22 protein-coding genes are annotated in these 18,233 nt (G+C 38.1%); 9 read left to right on the forward strand and 13 right to left on the reverse strand.

All coding sequences use genetic code 11. The features are described 5' to 3' along the window. Nucleotides 1-197: 197 nt before the first annotated feature. From NY607_RS09870 to NY607_RS09880, 3 genes are read right to left on the reverse strand one after another with little or no spacing between them, the layout of a single operon-like run. Nucleotides 198-512 (reverse strand): YbjQ family protein, encoded by a 315-nt coding sequence (locus NY607_RS09870; protein WP_004225046.1) that lies wholly within the window; start codon nt 510-512, stop codon nt 198-200. Continuing rightward, on the reverse strand, nt 512-1,003 hold the full coding sequence (locus NY607_RS09875; RefSeq protein ID WP_112118468.1) for a nucleoside 2-deoxyribosyltransferase: 492 nt from the start codon (nt 1,001-1,003) through the stop codon (nt 512-514). Before NY607_RS09875 ends, NY607_RS09870 begins: the two co-directional genes overlap by 1 nt. Before the next feature lie 12 nt (nt 1,004-1,015). After that, nucleotides 1,016-1,450, reverse strand: coding sequence for a GNAT family N-acetyltransferase (locus NY607_RS09880; protein WP_112118467.1), 435 nt, complete (start codon nt 1,448-1,450; stop codon nt 1,016-1,018). A 183-nt stretch (nt 1,451-1,633) separates the two neighbouring features. On the opposite strand from NY607_RS09880, the gene NY607_RS09885 reads away from it, so the two are divergent. Both NY607_RS09885 and NY607_RS09890 read left to right on the forward strand, forming a co-directional pair. After that, entirely contained in the window at nt 1,634-2,800 is a 1,167-nt protein-coding gene (locus NY607_RS09885) for an immunity 26/phosphotriesterase HocA family protein (RefSeq protein ID WP_259419599.1), read from the forward strand. Between the two features lie 116 nt (nt 2,801-2,916). Beyond that, entirely contained in the window at nt 2,917-3,951 is a 1,035-nt protein-coding gene (locus NY607_RS09890; RefSeq protein WP_048392508.1) for a YdcF family protein, read from the forward strand. Between the two features lie 61 nt (nt 3,952-4,012). On the opposite strand, the gene NY607_RS09895 is transcribed toward NY607_RS09890, so the two are convergent. From NY607_RS09895 to NY607_RS09930, 8 genes are all read right to left on the reverse strand, one after another. Further along, nucleotides 4,013-4,480, reverse strand: a complete 468-nt coding sequence (locus tag NY607_RS09895; protein ID WP_259419600.1) for a hypothetical protein — start codon at nt 4,478-4,480, stop codon at nt 4,013-4,015. Nucleotides 4,481-4,501: 21 nt separating this feature from the next. After that, the gene (locus tag NY607_RS09900) at nt 4,502-4,969 is read right to left on the reverse strand and encodes a DUF4259 domain-containing protein (RefSeq protein WP_259419601.1); all 468 of its coding nucleotides are present in this window, start codon (nt 4,967-4,969) and stop codon (nt 4,502-4,504) included. A gap of 129 nt (nt 4,970-5,098) precedes the next feature. Continuing rightward, the gene (locus NY607_RS09905) at nt 5,099-5,899 is read right to left on the reverse strand and encodes a hypothetical protein (RefSeq protein ID WP_259419602.1); all 801 of its coding nucleotides are present in this window, start codon (nt 5,897-5,899) and stop codon (nt 5,099-5,101) included. A 17-nt stretch (nt 5,900-5,916) separates the two neighbouring features. Then, complete coding sequence (locus NY607_RS09910) at nt 5,917-6,612, reverse strand: DUF4274 domain-containing protein (RefSeq protein WP_259419603.1); 696 nt, start codon at nt 6,610-6,612, stop codon at nt 5,917-5,919. Nucleotides 6,613-6,625: 13 nt separating this feature from the next. Further along, a complete protein-coding gene (locus NY607_RS09915) occupies nt 6,626-8,287 on the reverse strand; it encodes a DUF6138 family protein (RefSeq protein WP_066037250.1) in 1,662 nt (553 codons plus the stop codon). 65 nt (nt 8,288-8,352) lie between these two features. Further along, complete coding sequence (locus NY607_RS09920; protein WP_259419604.1) at nt 8,353-9,414, reverse strand: suppressor of fused domain protein; 1,062 nt, start codon at nt 9,412-9,414, stop codon at nt 8,353-8,355. Between the two features lie 371 nt (nt 9,415-9,785). After that, nucleotides 9,786-10,334 (reverse strand): hypothetical protein, encoded by a 549-nt coding sequence (locus NY607_RS09925; protein WP_036076496.1) that lies wholly within the window; start codon nt 10,332-10,334, stop codon nt 9,786-9,788. Between the two features lie 335 nt (nt 10,335-10,669). Then, the gene (locus NY607_RS09930) at nt 10,670-11,392 is read right to left on the reverse strand and encodes an SDR family NAD(P)-dependent oxidoreductase (protein WP_259419605.1); all 723 of its coding nucleotides are present in this window, start codon (nt 11,390-11,392) and stop codon (nt 10,670-10,672) included. A 357-nt stretch (nt 11,393-11,749) separates the two neighbouring features. Here NY607_RS09930 and NY607_RS09935 point away from each other — a divergent pair, with 357 nt between their 5' ends. Continuing rightward, a complete protein-coding gene (locus tag NY607_RS09935) occupies nt 11,750-13,306 on the forward strand; it encodes an S-layer homology domain-containing protein (protein WP_259419606.1) in 1,557 nt (518 codons plus the stop codon). Nucleotides 13,307-13,374: 68 nt separating this feature from the next. Here NY607_RS09935 and NY607_RS09940 read toward each other — a convergent pair whose 3' ends face one another. Further along, nucleotides 13,375-13,545, reverse strand: a complete 171-nt coding sequence (locus NY607_RS09940; RefSeq protein WP_167444824.1) for a hypothetical protein — start codon at nt 13,543-13,545, stop codon at nt 13,375-13,377. A 92-nt stretch (nt 13,546-13,637) separates the two neighbouring features. Between NY607_RS09940 and NY607_RS09945 the strand changes: the two genes are divergently transcribed. Next, on the forward strand, nt 13,638-14,624 hold the full coding sequence (locus tag NY607_RS09945; protein WP_036076497.1) for an SDR family oxidoreductase: 987 nt from the start codon (nt 13,638-13,640) through the stop codon (nt 14,622-14,624). Between the two features lie 416 nt (nt 14,625-15,040). Here the strand turns inward: NY607_RS09945 and NY607_RS09950 are convergent, their stop codons facing one another. Beyond that, nucleotides 15,041-15,277, reverse strand: coding sequence for a GNAT family N-acetyltransferase (locus NY607_RS09950; RefSeq protein ID WP_259419692.1), 237 nt, complete (start codon nt 15,275-15,277; stop codon nt 15,041-15,043). A 206-nt stretch (nt 15,278-15,483) separates the two neighbouring features. On the opposite strand from NY607_RS09950, the gene NY607_RS09955 reads away from it, so the two are divergent. The 5 genes from NY607_RS09955 to NY607_RS09975 all read left to right on the forward strand — a co-directional run bounded on the left by NY607_RS09955 (nt 15,484) and on the right by NY607_RS09975 (nt 18,233). Beyond that, on the forward strand, nt 15,484-15,708 hold the full coding sequence (locus NY607_RS09955; protein ID WP_004224247.1) for a hypothetical protein: 225 nt from the start codon (nt 15,484-15,486) through the stop codon (nt 15,706-15,708). A 246-nt stretch (nt 15,709-15,954) separates the two neighbouring features. Then, entirely contained in the window at nt 15,955-16,080 is a 126-nt protein-coding gene (locus tag NY607_RS09960; protein ID WP_081011033.1) for a YjcZ family sporulation protein, read from the forward strand. A 357-nt stretch (nt 16,081-16,437) separates the two neighbouring features. Then, on the forward strand, nt 16,438-16,722 hold the full coding sequence (locus NY607_RS09965; RefSeq protein ID WP_131520028.1) for a hypothetical protein: 285 nt from the start codon (nt 16,438-16,440) through the stop codon (nt 16,720-16,722). Between the two features lie 87 nt (nt 16,723-16,809). Next, nucleotides 16,810-17,286, forward strand: a complete 477-nt coding sequence (locus NY607_RS09970; RefSeq protein ID WP_048392488.1) for a GNAT family N-acetyltransferase — start codon at nt 16,810-16,812, stop codon at nt 17,284-17,286. A gap of 206 nt (nt 17,287-17,492) precedes the next feature. After that, nucleotides 17,493-18,233, forward strand: coding sequence for a hypothetical protein (locus tag NY607_RS09975; RefSeq protein WP_066037246.1), 741 nt, complete (start codon nt 17,493-17,495; stop codon nt 18,231-18,233).

The raw sequence follows: 18,233 nt of genomic DNA on the forward strand, positions 1-18,233 counted from the left end.
TAAACTGAATCAAGATAAAACTTCTACTTTATTGGTATAATTTGTACTATACGCATCCTATAATAAATCACCATTCAAGCAGCACAACAGACTGTATTTTTGACATAATTAACTAAAAATTTACAGCATTTTAGATGAATGTGTCACTTTTTAACCATTGAAAAGGACTTCCATTGAATGAAAGTCCTTGTACTCTTTTATTTGAATTTTACAGCTGTTCCATATACCAATACTTCGGATGTACCATCCATGACAGATGAAGTAGCATAACGAACGCCTACAACTGCATCTGCACCTAATTGTTTGGCTTCCTCTACCATTGCCTCTGTGGCAATTTCACGAGAGCGCACAAGCATCTCCGCATACTCCTTCATTTCTCCACCTACAATATTGCGAAGACCTGCTATCATGTCACGACCAATATTTCTAGATTGAACAGAATTCCCTTTCACTAGCCCTAATGTTTCCATGATATCTTTTCCTGCCACCATGTCTGATGTAGCTAATAGCATCATGATGCCTCCCCGTTCTGTAGTTTTTGTATGGCTTTCACAGCCTCTTCAATAGAAGATGTAATCACGCCATTGCGTTTAATTAACCCCACAACAAATAAATTACGATAAACAAACTGATTCTCTAGCCCATCTCGGATCAGTGCCTCTATTTTTTGCATATTGTCCCGCCCTTGCTGACGAACATCTGTTAGCACCCCAATAATGGGACGATTCAGCATCGAAAACGCACCTATCTCTGCGGCAACGCCTGAATCAATTTCCACCCCATCTAATACAGCTATCAGAACATCGCTATCCTGTAGCATCTCTAAATCTGCTTGGGCAATTGCTAAGCTATCTGCATAGGCAGATTTATCATTGATGGCCTCATTCTCCTGAGGTACGTATAATGCGATGCCTGGTACCGCCTCGCGAATAGCTGCTGCTAATTGTTCATTTACAAAACGATCGCCTAACGAAAATAACCCATTTGCTAAATATGCTTTCATGTATAAAACTCCTTAATCAATTGTTTTTTCAAATATAATTTTATGTCTGCCTTTTTCATCAATAAATGTTGATAATATATCGAAACCATGCTTGAGGTTGGTAATGAGCATGGCTTTGAATGTATTTCTTCCGTATGTACGAACTTTGTGAAAGCCTAAAGTCTTGATATATTCATGCTGTTGTTTCATTAATTGACTTGCAATTCCCTGACCTCGATGTGCTGCATGAACGCCACCCAACCAACTATAAAATATATCATCTGGATGTGGGTAGCCTAGTTTAAAGCCGATCAATGTGTCAGCTTCCACTGCCAATATGCAAAGAAGGCCTTCTTTCTTTTCTAGCTTTTCGAGTGGCAAATTAGCTCCATCAAAAACGTGAGCGTGGATTTCCTGTAATTGTTCAAGCCAAGCATAGGGTATGCCTTCAATCGTCACAATATGCATATTCATCACCTCTGTCTGTCATTATAGCAGTTCTATAGCCTGAAGAAAAAGGTAGGCATCTGCTCCAAAAGCAATTATTATCACTGCATAAAAGTAACTATTTTCCATCTAAGCTATTTTCGACACCCACCAAATTCAGTATACTTGACCAAAATACAAAACAATAGCTAGGAGGAAATCCGATTGACACCATTTACTAGTTGGTTAACGAATTCATTGCGCCCCTATTTCGGCCTACATACTTTAGAAGCACATTGGGAAACGATTCCGATTCGAGAGGATTATTTTATTTGCCTTGAAGGTGATCTCATTAAAAAAAGAATTTTCGTGAACGAGCATAGCTACCAAGAAGCGGATGTCGACATTTTAACACGTAATCGTGAAGTCATTGTCCCTCAAACCGCGCGTGGAAAAGAGAAGAAATTGAATTATACCAATATCTCCGCTGTGAAAGCTGCAGGCGTTGTTTTTTCTGCTGGTCTAGGTAATGAAAACCATCCATCTAGCTATATCACAGCTCGTAACACTAAAACATATTACCAGCTACCATTAACAGGCTTTGAGCATTTAACGACTAAGTCGGCTCTCTTGAATTGGTTAGAGCAATTTCCCTCCCAGCTTCCTGCTGATTACTCAGACAAGCTAGAAAAGCTAACCAAGATGAAAAGTCTACGCTATAAGACTGTGCCAGGTGATATTTTTCGTGTAGAAATCGATTTATTTGTAGATGGCTATGTGCTTGTCATTGGCGATTTACGTCAAATGCAAAAGGATCATCTTTTTGGAGAAGATAGTATTTGGCATAATGTAATGACAATGCCATTGTTTGTACGGCCCTATTTGTTGACAACGACAGAGCGCCTGCCTTCTCTTGAGGAAATCATATCTGCTCCATTGGCCCCTCAAACCCATATTGTGATGGATGACCATTTTATGCGAGGATGCTATGAAAAGATAGGCCATAAAATGTTAACAGAATCCGATATTGTATTTCCAATGGGCTATGGCGTGACACTAAACTATGGGAAAGAGCCTCGATATCGTCTATCCTGGGGGACAGGAACAATTAGTAAACCTGCACCTTCCACCTCCTATCAAACAGCTAGCCGTTTTACCAATCATGGTGTCTATGCAGGCGTTGCCAGTGATTGGTTGAAGCAAGAGGAAGGAATTGTAACAGAGTCGCTAGATCATCCACACTTCCGCGAAGATCGTCAGCGGGCACTCGCTGAATTTAGTTTTCCAGATGATATCTCCTACGATGACTTTAATCGCCAAACGGGTGGATTGACCCGCACCCAATATATTCATTACCTCAATAAAACCTATCATCGTACACAAAAAAAATAGAGGGAGCTTCTAGATGCTCCCCCTCCACTTTTTCATCGATGGTTGATTTCATCCAATAATTACTTATAATATAGAGATATCATTAACCAACTTCCATCACTAGAGGTGCATTTTGTATGTATTTTGGCATTATTCCACTGATTCTTTTCATCGTTTTTCTTATTTCTTACTTCAAAGACCCAAGAAAAATGATCAACGGACTATTATTTAATCTATTTGTCTGTTCATTTCTGCTATTCTGCGTCATTCTATCTTTAGCATCTGACCATTACTTTTTAAGGCTTATTGTCATTATTCCACTGATTGCTCTTTTCATTTTAATTCCTTTTGGTATTGTGGCTTTAATGTTTGGTTTATTTTTAAATGCGAGAGTATTAATGAAGCGAGAAGGTAGACGTTTAGCCAATTCCTTAACATTACTTGTGGCGATTGGCATTTTACTTTTTATCCTATTACCGATTATCAATCCAGCGAGTTTGTTTTCAGTCCACCTCCAGCCCATTTTTGGTGGAATTTCACTCATTACGTTTTATTTTTTTATCCATTTATCCAATTTTTTATCTGCTTATTTTCTCTACCAATTCAATCGCCCTCGATTGAATCAAGATTTTATTATTGTACTAGGCAGTGGATTAATTAATGATAAGGTGCCTCCACTTTTAGCTAGTAGAATTCAAAAGGCAATTGACTTCTATCATAAGCAAGCAGCAGTGACTACTCCACCTACCATTATTTTCTCTGGTGGACAAGGTCCTGATGAAAATCTACCCGAAGCTGAAGCGATGCAACGATATGCAATAGAAAAAGGCATTCCCATTGAGCATACACTTCAGGAGAACCGCTCTGTGAATACCTATCAAAATATGTTATTTTCTAAGCAGCTCATGGATGATCGGAAACAGGGTGAGGCCTATAACAGTATTTTCACCACGAATAATTTCCATCTTTTTCGTGCGGGTATTTATGCAAGACTTGCGGGCTTAGATAGTCAGGGCATTGGCTCTAAGACAGCCTTTTATTATTGGCCAAATGCGATGATTCGTGAATATGTAGCGATTGTTGTAATGGCACGAAAACGACATATGAAAATGATTGGACCTATTGTAATCATTTCGATTGCGCTATCTCTATTCAGCTTTTTCTTTGTATAGGTTCTAGGAAATGGATTCGTACACTTTTTATAGAAAGTGTTACGAATCCTTTTTGATGCTATCATACCCAAAATTTCTTCAGCTGTTGTTCATATAATGTCTCATAGTAAAGTTTTCGAGGATAGCGTTGTTCTTGTAATACCTGATAGAGAATGGATTGACCTTCCTCATAGCGAATCCCCTCATCACAATTATCAAATAGTTTTCGTGTCAGCTGTCTTACTAGGTGAACATCTTTTGTGTTCACTCTCCAGCCAAATTGAATTAAATCCAGCTGATCGAGCGGATCTCGATAAGTATCAAGTACCACACAGACATGTGGTTGCTGCTTATTCGCAAATACTAAAACATGTCCTGTATGAATGGATTGACCAAAATAACGTTCGTAAATCTCTGCTATCGGTACGTGGATTTCAAGCACATCCATGATCGTCTGTAAAGTTGGATGTGCTATATAGTCATCACTTGTCTCATCTGGATATTCAACCAACTCCATGATGGAAGCCATCATCCAAAAATCATAGGTCATTTCCAATCACTCCATTTATTTTTATTGTGGCAAACGGTTAATCGCTTGTTCCACCGTCTGAATAAGATAGGCTAAGTTGGACTGCCATTCTGGCCAACTCTTGGACTCTTGCCATAATTCTACAATCTCTCTACTACCATGTTGATCAGGTACTTCATCTCTAATGTCCTGTAAATACCGCAATATAAATGTCAAAGAGCTTTCATCTACTACCCATTGTATTTGTTCATCCTTACTTTCTTGACCATAAATGGTTCCTGTATCCAGATATTGACTATAAAGCTCTGCCAAAGCCAGGGCACTTATATCGTAGAAAAAATCTATATCCTCCAATGTTTTACCAAAAAAGCCTTGCTGTTTCATAGCCTGTACAATATCCGATAATGTTAGCTGATTGGATTCCTTATGCTGTTCCATAAACTCCCGCAAAAACGCCACTACATCTAAACCTTCATCACTTTCCAATGCTTTGTATCCCCAAGCCCCCATCTTACTGCACCTCTCTTTCTTATTCTAGTAAAGCTCTGGTAAAAGTAAAATCTGCACGCATGACCATGACAGCTGTTCATTATAGTAGCCGCTCTTAAAATTCCTTTGCTATATCAATAATCCTCAGCTTTATAGGTAGGAGCCAAAGTAAAACTTCATCTTTTCCTGTGAATAGCCATCCTGTCCTCTCCAAGTCGCCATTGACATAAAATCAGTTCCACGTCCACGCTCCTTGCGATAATCATCCTTTGATACGAGTAGTCCCGCATAACCCCAGATTTCCATGACCACATCTCGTTCATGTTGATTGGACTTGAAAACATCTTTCCAGCGCTTTTCAAGCTGTCTAGCTGCATCTGTGTCGTTACAGGATTCTATTGCTGCTACCATCTGTTGTAAGATGGCTACGTCATCCTCACTTACATTCAATGCTTCTTGTTCTTTCACTAGGCATTCTAAGTCTAGTAAACAATAGATGAGCCAATTGAGGCGAACCCCTCCCCACTTGATGCGTTCAAAATTAAGCACATTTAAATCTTCATTGACATACGTATCATTGGACATGATTTTCTGCTCATTACAGTAGCCACAGCCACTATAGGAGACCAATGCCACAGGTTGTTCATCATACGTATGCATTGGTAAATCATGCGTAAGAGCCCAGCTCGATAAGGCACTGCGTAAATGTACTTTGCGCGTCGATAAGCTATGCAAAAATGCCTTTACCACAAGCTCCTTTGTTAAGAATTTCTCATGAAGCTGTCGCAATCTTTGTACACATTCATCATGGGAAATCGTTAATCGATCAAACATCAAGCCCTTACTTTTAGCATATTGAAAATCTTCTTCTGTATAGGTATAACCACCTGAACGCCATCCACCAGATTGCCAATAGGTTTGCATTAATATTTTCCTTGCTTTTTGGTCCATTATTCTCTCCTCGCTAGCTAGCACTTTAATTTTTCTTGTAAGGTTAGTGCCATCTCTTTCCATGGTCGCTTCCAATCGGAACTCGCTATCTCTTCCTCTGTTAGTGCTAGCCAATATTCTCCTTCCATTAGCTCAAACATGTCTATCATGGTAATAGGGGCACAAACTGGATTAGCTAATGCTGCGAGCATAGGCTCGGGGCCATCATCCCAGTTATAGCTATTGACAATGGCATGTAAAATAACAGCTGATGATACCTTGCTTATGCGCTGGCACATTGTATTGAGAGAATCCTCATATAAAATGGCACCAGCTTGCTGTTGTTCTTCTGCATTCAAAGTTAGACGGATTGCACCTGGTGTATCTACCAATAAATCAGCGATTCTTGCATGCTCCCTTGCCGCAAACCAAGCTGTAGCGGTAATCCCCTCTGGCTCAGATAAATTTACACCTTTTGCAAGTAGTAAAGAAATCACTTCTTTCTGCTTAAACTTTACCGCTTTTTTCAGTGCTGTATCACCAAGCTTATCTCGTGCCTCCAAGTCTATATGCTGTGCCAAAAGAAGCTTGACTCCTTCATGTGGCATTCGATTTGTTATAAAAAGCATTAATGGTGTTCTCCCACGTGCATCTCGCTCATTTACATCTAATTTACTAATGGCCTCCCGAACGACCTCTAAATCCTTGGATTTACTCACTTCCGTCCATTCCATTCGTCTACCCCCTTCAGGAATCCATCCATTGCAGTAATTTCTCAAGTTCATCCCTTATTGGTGCTGATTCTTGCTTTAGTCGCTGAGCAAGCTTCTTGGAACTACCGAATATTCGATATAAAACAAATGGACGCTGATAATCTGCTTTCTTTTCAAGTTCTTGTCCGAGTGCCACGAGCAAATCTAAATCCATGATGTCAATGTTCTTTATTGGCTTAGCTGATTCACTTGCACCAAGTAAAATAGCTACAAACACAGGCATCATCTCTACTGATAAGCCATGAGCTTCAAGAAAGGCTTCCGCATAAGCATCTTGCACGGATTGATGCTCTGTATCAACGAGTAACATATATCGTTGAACAAGTGGAAAATAATCCTTGCTATAAAGCCCTAATCCAAAAACCGCATAGGTGCTGGGCATAGCTGATTTTTCACTCGGCTCAACATCCTGATACCAAGCAAATTCCTCCATAGCAAGCTGGGCATAGTCCGCTAATAAAGGGAAAAGATTTGGATATTGTAGGCAATTGGCGAAAAATTGATGAAGCTTTGATTTAGCTAACTTTTTAATAGGAAGATAATTTTTCGCTTTACTCTTTAAAGTCAGCTTATAGCCCTTTGGAAAACCTTCTTGTAGCAGTTGAATGATATAGTAAAGGGCTTCACGATAAGCGTTTTCCTCTTCTACCATCACTCGTATATCAATCGTTTGTAAAATATCATTTGCCTGTCCTTCGAATACATCCCGCTTTCTTATACTTTCAAAACGACCGCTTCCTTTTTCCAAATAATTAGCTGCCTGCAGCGAGCCAAGCTGCTTCGCAAGTTCCAAGTATTCTAATCGAGTGGCTGGCTCTTTTTGACCAATCTTCAACGCGACATAAAGAAAGAAATCTAGTTTTTCCTGCTCTAGTTGTTGTACCGAGTCCTCTGTTTTCAATACCCACTCTTTCCTATAATCGCCTGCTTGTTCAAAATAGTGCGTTAAAAAATGCTCCTCTGCCCACTGCTTAAAGGCCATTGTATAATAATAAATCCATTTGTCTAAACGTTCTTTATTCGCCCGATGCTTTTCTTGAAGCCGATGAATAAGTGGTTCGACTTCCTCAGCTGTTTGATGGAAAAAATGTGGATTGACCAAATGCTTCGCAAGGAAAAATTCATCATTGTCACTTGGTCTTACTGGTAGCTCTGCCATCACCTTTGTTTCTATAAAGCTTGCCAGCACTTGTTTCGTTGACGCTAGTTTACGATTATTCAACAGCTCCTTTTGATAATGAAGCACCGTTTTATCATGTTCAAATTCCAGCACAACCTCAAAGCGGTAATCAAAAAATCGGGGACCGTATTGCTCAGATTGAAATACTTCCTCTGTTTTAGTACATAAAGCACTAAAAAGCTCTTCAATATGCTGGACATCTGTAAATTCTTGTATGTATGAACCCGCTTCCACCTTATAGGAGCTATCACTCCAACTAAATGGCTCATAAACATCTATAAAGATTGTGCCATTAGGACTTTTTCCTTTTTTCCAGGCAACTTTCAAATATTGAAGGATGCCTGCTTGTAACCTACTTTGCTCTTTCAGCCCTGTTATTCGTTTACTCTCTTCTTGATAAACAGCCGTGATTTGCTCCCACACAGCCGCTAGAAAATGCTCTACACACTGCTTCACTGTACATCCTCCCTTTCTATTGTTAGAGAAAAATCTCCCGCTAAAGCCTTAGCGAGAGATCCATCTTATCCGATTGTTTTCACAACCGCTCCTTCTTGATTTTTAATATGTGTCTTCAAAATTTGAAAACTTACACCAGCTAAAGAAGAAATAGTGAATTGACTTTCTTGCGGTATCAGCCTCTGACTTAATTCTCCTACCGCTGCCTTGTTCAATGTGATCGTAATCTCTTGACCATTCTCTGAATAACCTACCTGAGGGCCTGCTTTAAATATTATCGTTATTTGTTGACCGACTAAGGTAAGATCTTTATCTTTCAGAATACGTCCACGTAATAATTTACTAATGACAGCTGCTTGCTTTGCTCCAAGTTGAACAACATTAGACGGTTTGTTAAACCAGCTCTTTTTTTCTACTTCCCAAGCAAGTTGATCTACGAAAAGAAACCCCGTATTAGAGCCATCTTCCTCCATTCCTCGCACAACTGCCTCGGTAACTTCAGGATTTTGTAGGAGAGAAGTTCTTGTTAAATCCGTAGTATAGCTTGGTATTTGCTTCATGCCAGCCTGTAGTACACCAAGTGTATTCCATGTCTGCATCGCTTCTAACTCATCCTCTGAAATACCGACCATTTGGATAAACTCCATCTTGCCATTTGGTGTATCGATTTCAGCAAGCTCTGGATCATGTGTAAAGGCTAGTGCCGTTAATTGTGTGTCGGCATCGAGGCAAATCGGACCATTTGCATCCAAATAATCTCCCGCTCTAAAAACATTACCACTATTAAACACATATCTGCCCATATTCTGTAGTAAATTCAATGCCCAAGCAGGTGGCTCGTCCTCATCATGTTGACGTACTAGTCGAAATGTTAATTCAAATCCATATCCACTATAGTCCTTGTTTTCAAATTCCTTTTCATATAGTTCCGAGAAGCCATATGTAACAAAATGCCAATGCGGAATGGATGTTTCGCTTTTATAAACACTAATTCCATCTAAAGGATCTTGTCCTCCCAGTGAATAGGGAATCAAAGTTCCATAATGCTTTGGCTCCTGCTCACCATATACCTGTGCTAATGCCTGATCAATCGCATCCCAGCCAACTGCTGCTATTTCATCACTCATTTCCATATCCTCCTTGCTGATATCACTCGTAGAACGTACGTATCTATTATTTATGATAGCAATTTTATGGTGACTCTTTTAACAGGAATAGGACTCATTTTCCAGTTTCCAGCAACTAGGTTTATTGACATTCTATATGGGGTAAATATGACTAATATTGATGACGCCTTAGCGAAATTGCGTTCATTTTTTTCGAGCTTGCTCGAAAAGTATCGGGACACCATTGAAGCAAAAAGTACAATTTGTACATTTATCGCACCACCGATAAAGAAGGGTGTTTTTCGCTGAAAGATAAAAAGACAATCCTCTTACAAAATAGAAGATTGTCGCATGAGTGTCTATTTTACTATTTAAACGTCAGGTAGTGCATCTTAACCATATAGCATAGCTGGCTCACGAACCGTTTGTAAATAATCTGCCAATTTCCCTGCAAATACTTTCTCTAAATACGGTAATTGCGCTAGGCAATGAGGCGTCATTAATGCTGGGTTTTGATATATTTTTAGCCCTCCCACCTTTAGTAGCGTCGCTACAAACTGGGAACAAAAATAAGCACGCTCACGTCTCACTTCCTTTTGCATCACCACACCAAAAAGTCCGATAAAATTATATTTATAGCGATCTCGATTCCAGTACATATAACGGACAATTTTCATCATGTCTAAATATTGATAATGTGATATACGACAGCGATAAATAACACAATCCGCACACTCAAATAGCCCTCTTTCTGCATCCTCTCGTAAAAAGCCCCCACTTAACGGATTGTTCAATTGCCTTCGACCAAAGCTATACATTTCAAATAGCCCCTCATCAAAGGCTATGGATGCATGATTCATCTCCTTGCCCGTATACATGCCGATCGCTTTTGATAATAACGTCCCTGTTTTGGTTAATACTATGTAAATCGTATGTGCCATATCTTCACCTACTTAATATTCTCTCTCCTACTACCAATACGTTTTAAATCTTCAAATGGTTTCGTGAATTTCCTTTTTTTATAATTATACACAGCGAATCTTAAATATTTCCTAGTAGAACCTGAAGATTTTCTTAAGATTTAATAGGCTGGAAGTATTTTTAGAATTGGTTATGACGATGAAAGGATGTTGATTTTTTTACTACCTTTATTTATATGAGCTTAATTGTAGTGTTATGTGTGAAGGGGTCGTGAAAATTTTTTCTAAGGCACGGAATCTATTTGTCCTTTTTATTAAAAGACGCTACTCAATATTGAGTAGCGTTCACTGAGTAATCATGCATTTAAATCCGTTATGGCTGGGACATTAATTTCTTTTACACAGGAGACTGCTGATAGATTAATTACACATTGCACAAGAGAGACAATATCTTGTACGGGGATTCGTGTACCTTCATATAAATGAATGGCTTTTTCCGCTCCTTCTTCATAGGGTACTTCTGCTGCCAGTTCACCAGGATTAATGCATGTGACAGAAATTTTATCTTTCCTTAAATGTTCACGCAGTGCATTTGTAATGCCCCTTACGCCGAATTTAGATGTGACAAATGAAACTTGCGCATTGTTTGTGTGATCTAAGCCTGCTGTAGATCCAATTAAAATAACCTTTCCCTGCTCCGCTTGTCTTAAGTTGGGTAAAAGTGCCTGAATATATGTAATAGTAGAAGTTAGATTGATATTGATTAATTTCGAAATATCCTCTACTTCATCCTTATCAAATGTATAATCATCTTCAAAACCACGCTTTTCCCATACACCCACATTATAAATTAATACATCGAGCGGAATGCCTTGTAACACTTCTTTTAAAGTGGAAATTTGTTGTTGACTAGACAGATCAATGGATAACCAGTGACGATTTACTCCATCATTTAGCTCTAAACTATTGGGTCTCGTTCGTGCTACCATCCATACTGTATCTCCTTTGACAGGTAACCCCTTAACAAATGCATCTCCCAATCCTTGGCTAGCTCCAAAGATAATAAAATTCCTACTCATATTACCATCCTTTCTCATGACAAAATGTAATGAAAACCTGTAGCTTGTTGCCGATTAATATATTCTTAAGTGAAAGGAATTTCTGCCTTTCAACATTATCGCTACTAACTGAAAAGAATGAATAACTTTCACCTTATTTGATCTTAACGTATTTAATGCTATTAATCTCTTTTTATCACTTGAACTTGCCACTGCAAATTATTGTGAAGAGAACCTAAAGTAGTTGCAATTACACAGCCTTCTGCAAAATAAATCTAGTTAGCTCTGGGTTACTTTATATTTGTTATTCATTACCAATAGAATTTATCTGTTTAAACATGCTATCATTTTGTGGATATTGGTTAAAGCAGGTGAAAGATGAAAAGAAAGCTTATTTATACAATAATGTTCGTTTTATTCTGTTTCGTTTTTTTAATGAATCACATTTCTGTCTCTGCAAGTGGCTTTGATGATATAAAAAAACTGCCGAATCAAATGCAACAAGAAGTACAGGATCTAACAAAAAGAAATATTATTAAGGGGACAACACCGACAACTTTTTCCCCAAACACGACGATTACTCGTGGTCAAGTTGTCGTAATGATGGGACGATATATCGAACAGAACGGCATAGCGAAGGTTGATAAAAATTGGGAGGAAATGGATCGTTTTATGGATATGCCCCTTCGTGTGAAGGATCGTGAATTGCTAAAGTATTCAACTTTACTTTACGATAATGGCATCTTTAAAGGAGAAAATGGACGCCTAAATCCATATAATCACATGACACGAGAACAAATGGCACTAACGTTAAACCGACTTATGGTATTAGCCCGAAACTATTCATTGATTGACTATGCCTATGATTTGCAAAGTGATGTAGTGGATATACAGAAAGCAAATAAAGAAGCTAGACCCTATATAGAGGCACTTAATGCTTTAGGCATTTCCAATGTAGATACTTTCTATCCCAAAAACAGTGTGACACGTGTGCATTTTGCTTCTTTTTTATCAAGAACAATCAAATTAATTGAGCGCAATCACCATGTTATTCATTTTGAAAAAACAGCTGAAGAGCTAGGATTTCAAAAAATTTCAAATGTAACAACGATCAATAAATCCCATTTACAAGTGTCCTTTTCTAATTCTCTTCTTCATATTTATGCACGCTATGATGGTAACTTTGCCATCGACGAAGAAGTGGTAATTGAAGGGACTAGCCTTTTTGGTCGCCCTCACGAATCACGATTACAGTTAAGAAATCAATTTATGCAATCAAATGCTTTCTCCATTGTAAAAAAATACATTCCAGGTCAACATGGATATATCAATATGAACCTTTTCTTAATGCATAGTTTTACAGATGCGCATTACAAATTATTAGATACAGGAAAAGAATATGGTTCACAAGCAGGATATTTAGATAAACAAGGTATATCTATGTATTTCATAAACAGTGATTCTGGCATAATAGAGCATACAATCAATGGAAATGTATTATCTATGAAAAATGAAGAAATGATAAGAACACCCAAGACGGTGCATTACCGATATTATTTCGACTATCAAGGTGTGATGGTATCTGATACAGATGCCATGAATCATATCGGTGATAAGCGTTACACAGTAACAAATAATGGAGATGTTCTATTGGAAGGAAAAGTACTAAAAGATCGCACATTTTATTATTTACCTATCATTCGGCCGGTACCTTTCCATACCTATAATGATGATTTCGGTGGATTTACGTATACCGATGATGTGACATTGCAACAAATTTTAGCATTCCACAAAACGGACGGACAAAAATCAAGTATTCCCAGACAATACATGCATCCAAAGGTGCTAGTGATTGATGGGAAGAAAAATATATATGGTACAATTAATCTACGGGATGCAACGTTCGGGACTTTCGAAGAGATTAAAAATTATTAATATTCTTATAAATAAAGAAGCCATCTGGTGTTGTTTTTTCAGCATCAGATGGCTTCTTCGTTTACAGTTTATTCATTGTCCCAAATCGGATAATATGACTCGTAGATTGGGTAGCTATAATAAGGTGGTCTTACGCCAATGGTTGGTGTTAACCAGGTGTCATTCAAATAATGGATCTCAAGTGTAGACGCTTCATTTTCTAATAATCGCGTAACTTCTGGGAAAAATTCAACCTCCATTTTCAGTCCTCCTGTTTCCTTCACGGCTTGTTTGGATGTTTAACACAAAAAGCTAAGCTTTCATAGTATATGTGGAAAAGGAGGGATTGGTTATTACTAATCCGAATGACAAGGACTATCGTGAATTATTAGCACAAATCCACTTTTATCAAAAGTGGTTTGAGGACAATAAAAAGGAAGATCCATACCCGCAATATCCTGTCTATGGGAAGATTACGCAATATAAAGAAGTGCCACTTACTCAACCTGAACAAAGACAATTACGCCAACCGGGATTGGAAAGCTTAATGGTTCCTAAACCCATCATAGAAAATCCTCATTATAAAGGGAGTGGTAAATTAAAGGGAAAAGTTGCGCTTATTACTGGGGGTGATAGCGGGATGGGTGCAGCTGCTGCCATTGCCTTTGCGAAAGAAGAGGCCGATGTGGCCATTGCTTATCTAGATGAGCATGAAGATGCGCTAAGAACGAAAAAAAGAGTTGAAGAATTAGGACAAAAATGTCTGCTGCTTCCTGGAGATCTTCGCTTTAAAAAACAATGTGTAGACATTGTTTCCGAAACGATGAACACTTTTGGTCAATTGGATATTTTATGTAACCATGTTGGGATTCAATTTCAGCAAAATGAGCTGACAGACATCACGGATGAACAGTTTGATGAAACCTTTAAATTAAATGTATATGCTCACTTCTATACGACAAAAGCCGCTCTCCCTTATTTACGAGCAGGAAGCTCCATTATTGGCACTGCCTCCGTTGTGGCTTATGCTGGAGAACCTTTACTCATCGATTATTCTGCTACAAAGGCGGCTATCGTAGGCTGGACTCGTTCCCTAGCTAAAAGCGTTGCCAAAAAACAGATTCGTGTCAACGCGATAGCCCCTGGCCGTATTTGGACACCACTTATTCCTTCTAGCTTTTCCTCTGATGAAAACGCCTTACATGGAACTAATTTATTTAACCGAATGGCTCAGCCCTTTGAAGTCGCCCCTACTTTTGTCTATTTAGCATCAGATGATTCTAGGCATGTTACAGGGCAAGTCTTGCATGTAGATGGTGGCGAATCAACCAATTCATAATCGACATTATATTTAAAATATGTACTAAAAATTTTCTATTAAATGAAAATATAAATTCATCCATAGCAGACAAGGAAAAACCACCTTTTTTATCCATGATGCCTAGGATTATACCTATAATAAAAGCTTTACACCCTTATTTCAATTACTTTTCAATTTACTTACAGTGGTAATGTTTATAAGTTCTTTCACATACATTAATGTCGGGATAGCACCTTTAACATCGCCCCCAAGATGTTTTTGTACAATGCTATCCCTTTTTACATACTCTGTTTAGTTGGAGATTTCCCCAAGTTTTAATTCATTAAAAGCCGTTGCATTGTTCTTGGGAAGGTTCTCCTCATTCCAATCATCCTAATAGGACTGTGCCTTTTCCTACCCCTTTTTCTCAAACTCTGTCTGTAACAATGAGTAGATCAACATATCGCTACGCTACTTTGTCCTGTAACACTATGATATTCATATTGTCTTAAATAGCCTTCTTCTTTAAATGTGAATTTTGTTAGTAACTTCTTGGAGGCAATGTTTTCTACAGCAACAATTGCCTGTATCCTGACTAGACCTAATTGATTAAAGCCAATTGATAATACTTCCTTCATTGTCTCTGACATACTATCTAGATGCCAGTAATCCTCTGATAATTCGTAGCCTATTTCATCTCATTTGCCTACAAATTCACTAAAAAAATCGTTCCTATTACTTCAACTGTCAACTTGTCAGCAATGGCAAAACGAATAATCCAGCCCTTTTTAATTGTTAGTGTCCAGTTAGTTTTTTCCAATAACAGAGAATGCTATTTTGTGAAGGTAAGAACCTCTAGCCACGCCTTTCATATATTATAGTGAAAGGAGTGGCTATTGTGCCTTGGCAACATAAAATTCCGTATTTAATCGGTCAGCCTGTTGGTGTTTCTTTTACAAATGGTCAAGGAACTTCTGGTGTCCTCTGTGGCGTATCAGGAGGAAAACTGCTTGTTCTTGAATATTTGTATCAAAGTCAATTTGCCTTAAAGCAGTACGACCTTCATATGATTCATGATGTGAACGGCTTCCCCCCTTGTCATACGCAGCAGCCGTTATACTAAAAAAACATCCTAGAACGGATGTTTTTTTACATCGTGTTGAATACCAATACAATTAGTAGAATTTGTTTCATTATTCTTGATGCTATACAGGCTAACAACTAACTCAAGCTACTATTCCATCATAATAATAAAGTAAAGCTTTCACCTCTTTATTCCCGAATGAAGGGACAACTCATTTTTTCTCTACTCGCTAACCCCCCCTTTTGTCCAATACATACTTTAAAAGAAAGAAAGGAGGTGTGTTTCATGAGTTACTGTAATTTCAATAGTTACTGTGGCGGGGACAATGGAAGCGGCAATAGCTCTACATTCGTGCTTATTGTTGTACTATTCATCCTTCTTATTATCGTTGGTGCTAGCTTCATGTGTTAATTGATCGTCTCAGGCTTTAGCCTCTGTTCCATTACAGAAGCTAAAGCCTTTTTACCATGAATCGCTACCACAGCTATTCAAATCTCCTCCCTTTTCGTTTTTTTCTAGCTCATTTATTTTTACTCACAATTAAAAGTTAGTAATTTAGATAGATAACTATCTTAAACCGCTAGCTTCACATAATAATAGTAGTGTAAAGTTCTTGTAACTTTACTTTACACTCCTTTTGGTGCTTGGGGTCACTTTCGTCCGAGTGACCCTGTTCTAGCAACACACATTTATTCTCCTTTTCCCTATCAAGCGGAATCATCGGAACATTCCTACAACAAATTCGTTTTTATAGGAAGGAGGAAAACAATGGGAATTAATTTAAATCTCTGGTCATTTATCTTATCTTTGGGCTGTATTCTATTATTTTTTCTATCAGGTTCAATGAGAGACTTCTTTTACACATATCTTCATTTCCATCCATTACTGTTGACACTACTCTTGTCAGTTGCCTGTTTCTACCTAAGCCTGGTCGGTATGAAAAATGTTAAAAATTTAACGACCTTGCTTCGAGGAATTTTAACAATGGTCATTACACTTATTGTGATGATTAGTATTTCTTTTATTTTACTTTTTGGTACCCTTTTAAGTTAAAATGACCTACCCCCACATTATTTTAATACAAGCCTCCTTGACGAACATTTGTTCTATGGTTAAACTATTAGAAAAGGAGGCTTTTTTATGCAAGAAACAACGAATATTGAGTTAGTACATTTCTCTGAAAGCTATGTAGAGCAGTTAAATCGTTTTGAATTACCTGAAGAACAACACCAATTTACGGCACTTCCTCAAGAGATTTCAATCGAGAAGGTCGGACAGTATCCAATTGTGATTTTAAGTGGTGGCGTACCTGTCGGCTTTTTTGTGCTTCATGCAACGGACAGAGTCCAACAATATTCTAGTAATCCTCAGGCGATGTTACTAACTGCCCTGTCCATCGACCATCAGCAGCAAGGTAGGGGCTATGCTAAAAAGGCTATGTCTGCACTTGCTGATTTTGTGAAGCAGGAGTTTAAAGAATGTAATGAAGTAGTATTAGTCGTCAATCATAAAAATATAGCTGCACAGAATTTATATGTCAAAGTAGGCTTTATGGATCATGGAGAAAGAAGAATGGGACCTATTGGTGAACAAATCGTTATGAATTTGCCATTGTAAAGAGATCGTCACTCATTTGCTTTTCAAAATGAGAGACGTACCTTACAAACAATGGAATTCTATTTTCCCCTACCATCTCTAAGAATTTCATTGTTACACCTCCACTCCCTGGCATATAAGCTTTTCCTTCACGAATTCAACTGCTATGGGGCATGTTTGTACAGTATAATAAAGTCAATTAGCTATAGAAAAGGTGGAACTAGACATTGAAAAAAGAGATGTGGCTATGGTTATTAGGAATTTCTCTACTAGCTGGATGTAGTGTTACTGTTCCAAACGAGACAGTAAACACCCCTGCTGAACAGGTCTCATCACAGTTGGAGATACAGCATGAGGCTCCATTGATCGCCGTTTCCGATGATGAGAAGGTGAGATTATTTGCACGAAATGAAGCACAAAATGAAATTACAGAGGTAACTTTAGATATTGATGGTAAGCGGAAAAATTTTGACTGGACAATCCCTGATACAGGAACTAAACCTCAGTTATTCTATACAGATCTGACAAATGATCATAAGGAAGAGGCTGCTATTATTATCCAAACTGGACGAGGGACAGGCCTCAATCACTATGAGATTCATGTGGTAAATGGAGAGGATTTATCGGAGATGAATGTCCAACATTATGAAGACATCGTTGCACATACTATTGAATCAACGATTACGAAAAAAGATGATGGCACATTAGCGATTACGATGAAAGCACAGGGAAAAGAATCTACATTTGATTATGACTTTGATCCAGCACCAGATATCAAGCAAGCGCAACTTGCTTTCGGTGGTGTGGTTATTTATACAGTAGAAAATCAAAAAATAATGTTAAACATCCCTGGATCGATTGGCATCTCACCTATTTATGTAGCCGATGTTCGTATTACCTATCAATTTAATCGTACTAACAATGAGTTTCTTGTTGAGCAAATTGATGTGAAACCTATCGAGAAATAA

This window comes from Lysinibacillus sp. A4 (assembly GCF_024919535.1).
Lineage (GTDB): Bacteria > Bacillota > Bacilli > Bacillales_A > Planococcaceae > Lysinibacillus > Lysinibacillus capsici.

Coding starts and splice junctions, on each gene's coding strand:
- NY607_RS09890 (WP_048392508.1), top strand. CDS start 2,917: ATGTATTTTGGCATTATTCCACTGATTCTTTTCATCGTTTTTCTTATT.
- NY607_RS09880 (WP_112118467.1), bottom strand. CDS start 1,450: ATGCATATTGTGACGATTGAAGGCATACCCTATGCTTGGCTTGAACAA.
- NY607_RS09940 (WP_167444824.1), bottom strand. CDS start 13,545: ATGGAGGTTGAATTTTTCCCAGAAGTTACGCGATTATTAGAAAATGAA.
- NY607_RS09925 (WP_036076496.1), bottom strand. CDS start 10,334: ATGGCACATACGATTTACATAGTATTAACCAAAACAGGGACGTTATTA.
- NY607_RS09970 (WP_048392488.1), top strand. CDS start 16,810: ATGCAAGAAACAACGAATATTGAGTTAGTACATTTCTCTGAAAGCTAT.
- NY607_RS09870 (WP_004225046.1), bottom strand. CDS start 512: ATGCTATTAGCTACATCAGACATGGTGGCAGGAAAAGATATCATGGAA.
- NY607_RS09900 (WP_259419601.1), bottom strand. CDS start 4,969: ATGGGGGCTTGGGGATACAAAGCATTGGAAAGTGATGAAGGTTTAGAT.
- NY607_RS09935 (WP_259419606.1), top strand. CDS start 11,750: ATGAAAAGAAAGCTTATTTATACAATAATGTTCGTTTTATTCTGTTTC.
- NY607_RS09960 (WP_081011033.1), top strand. CDS start 15,955: ATGAGTTACTGTAATTTCAATAGTTACTGTGGCGGGGACAATGGAAGC.
- NY607_RS09875 (WP_112118468.1), bottom strand. CDS start 1,003: ATGAAAGCATATTTAGCAAATGGGTTATTTTCGTTAGGCGATCGTTTT.
- NY607_RS09905 (WP_259419602.1), bottom strand. CDS start 5,899: ATGGACCAAAAAGCAAGGAAAATATTAATGCAAACCTATTGGCAATCT.
- NY607_RS09965 (WP_131520028.1), top strand. CDS start 16,438: ATGGGAATTAATTTAAATCTCTGGTCATTTATCTTATCTTTGGGCTGT.
- NY607_RS09895 (WP_259419600.1), bottom strand. CDS start 4,480: ATGACCTATGATTTTTGGATGATGGCTTCCATCATGGAGTTGGTTGAA.
- NY607_RS09920 (WP_259419604.1), bottom strand. CDS start 9,414: ATGAGTGATGAAATAGCAGCAGTTGGCTGGGATGCGATTGATCAGGCA.
- NY607_RS09910 (WP_259419603.1), bottom strand. CDS start 6,612: ATGGAATGGACGGAAGTGAGTAAATCCAAGGATTTAGAGGTCGTTCGG.
- NY607_RS09930 (WP_259419605.1), bottom strand. CDS start 11,392: ATGAGTAGGAATTTTATTATCTTTGGAGCTAGCCAAGGATTGGGAGAT.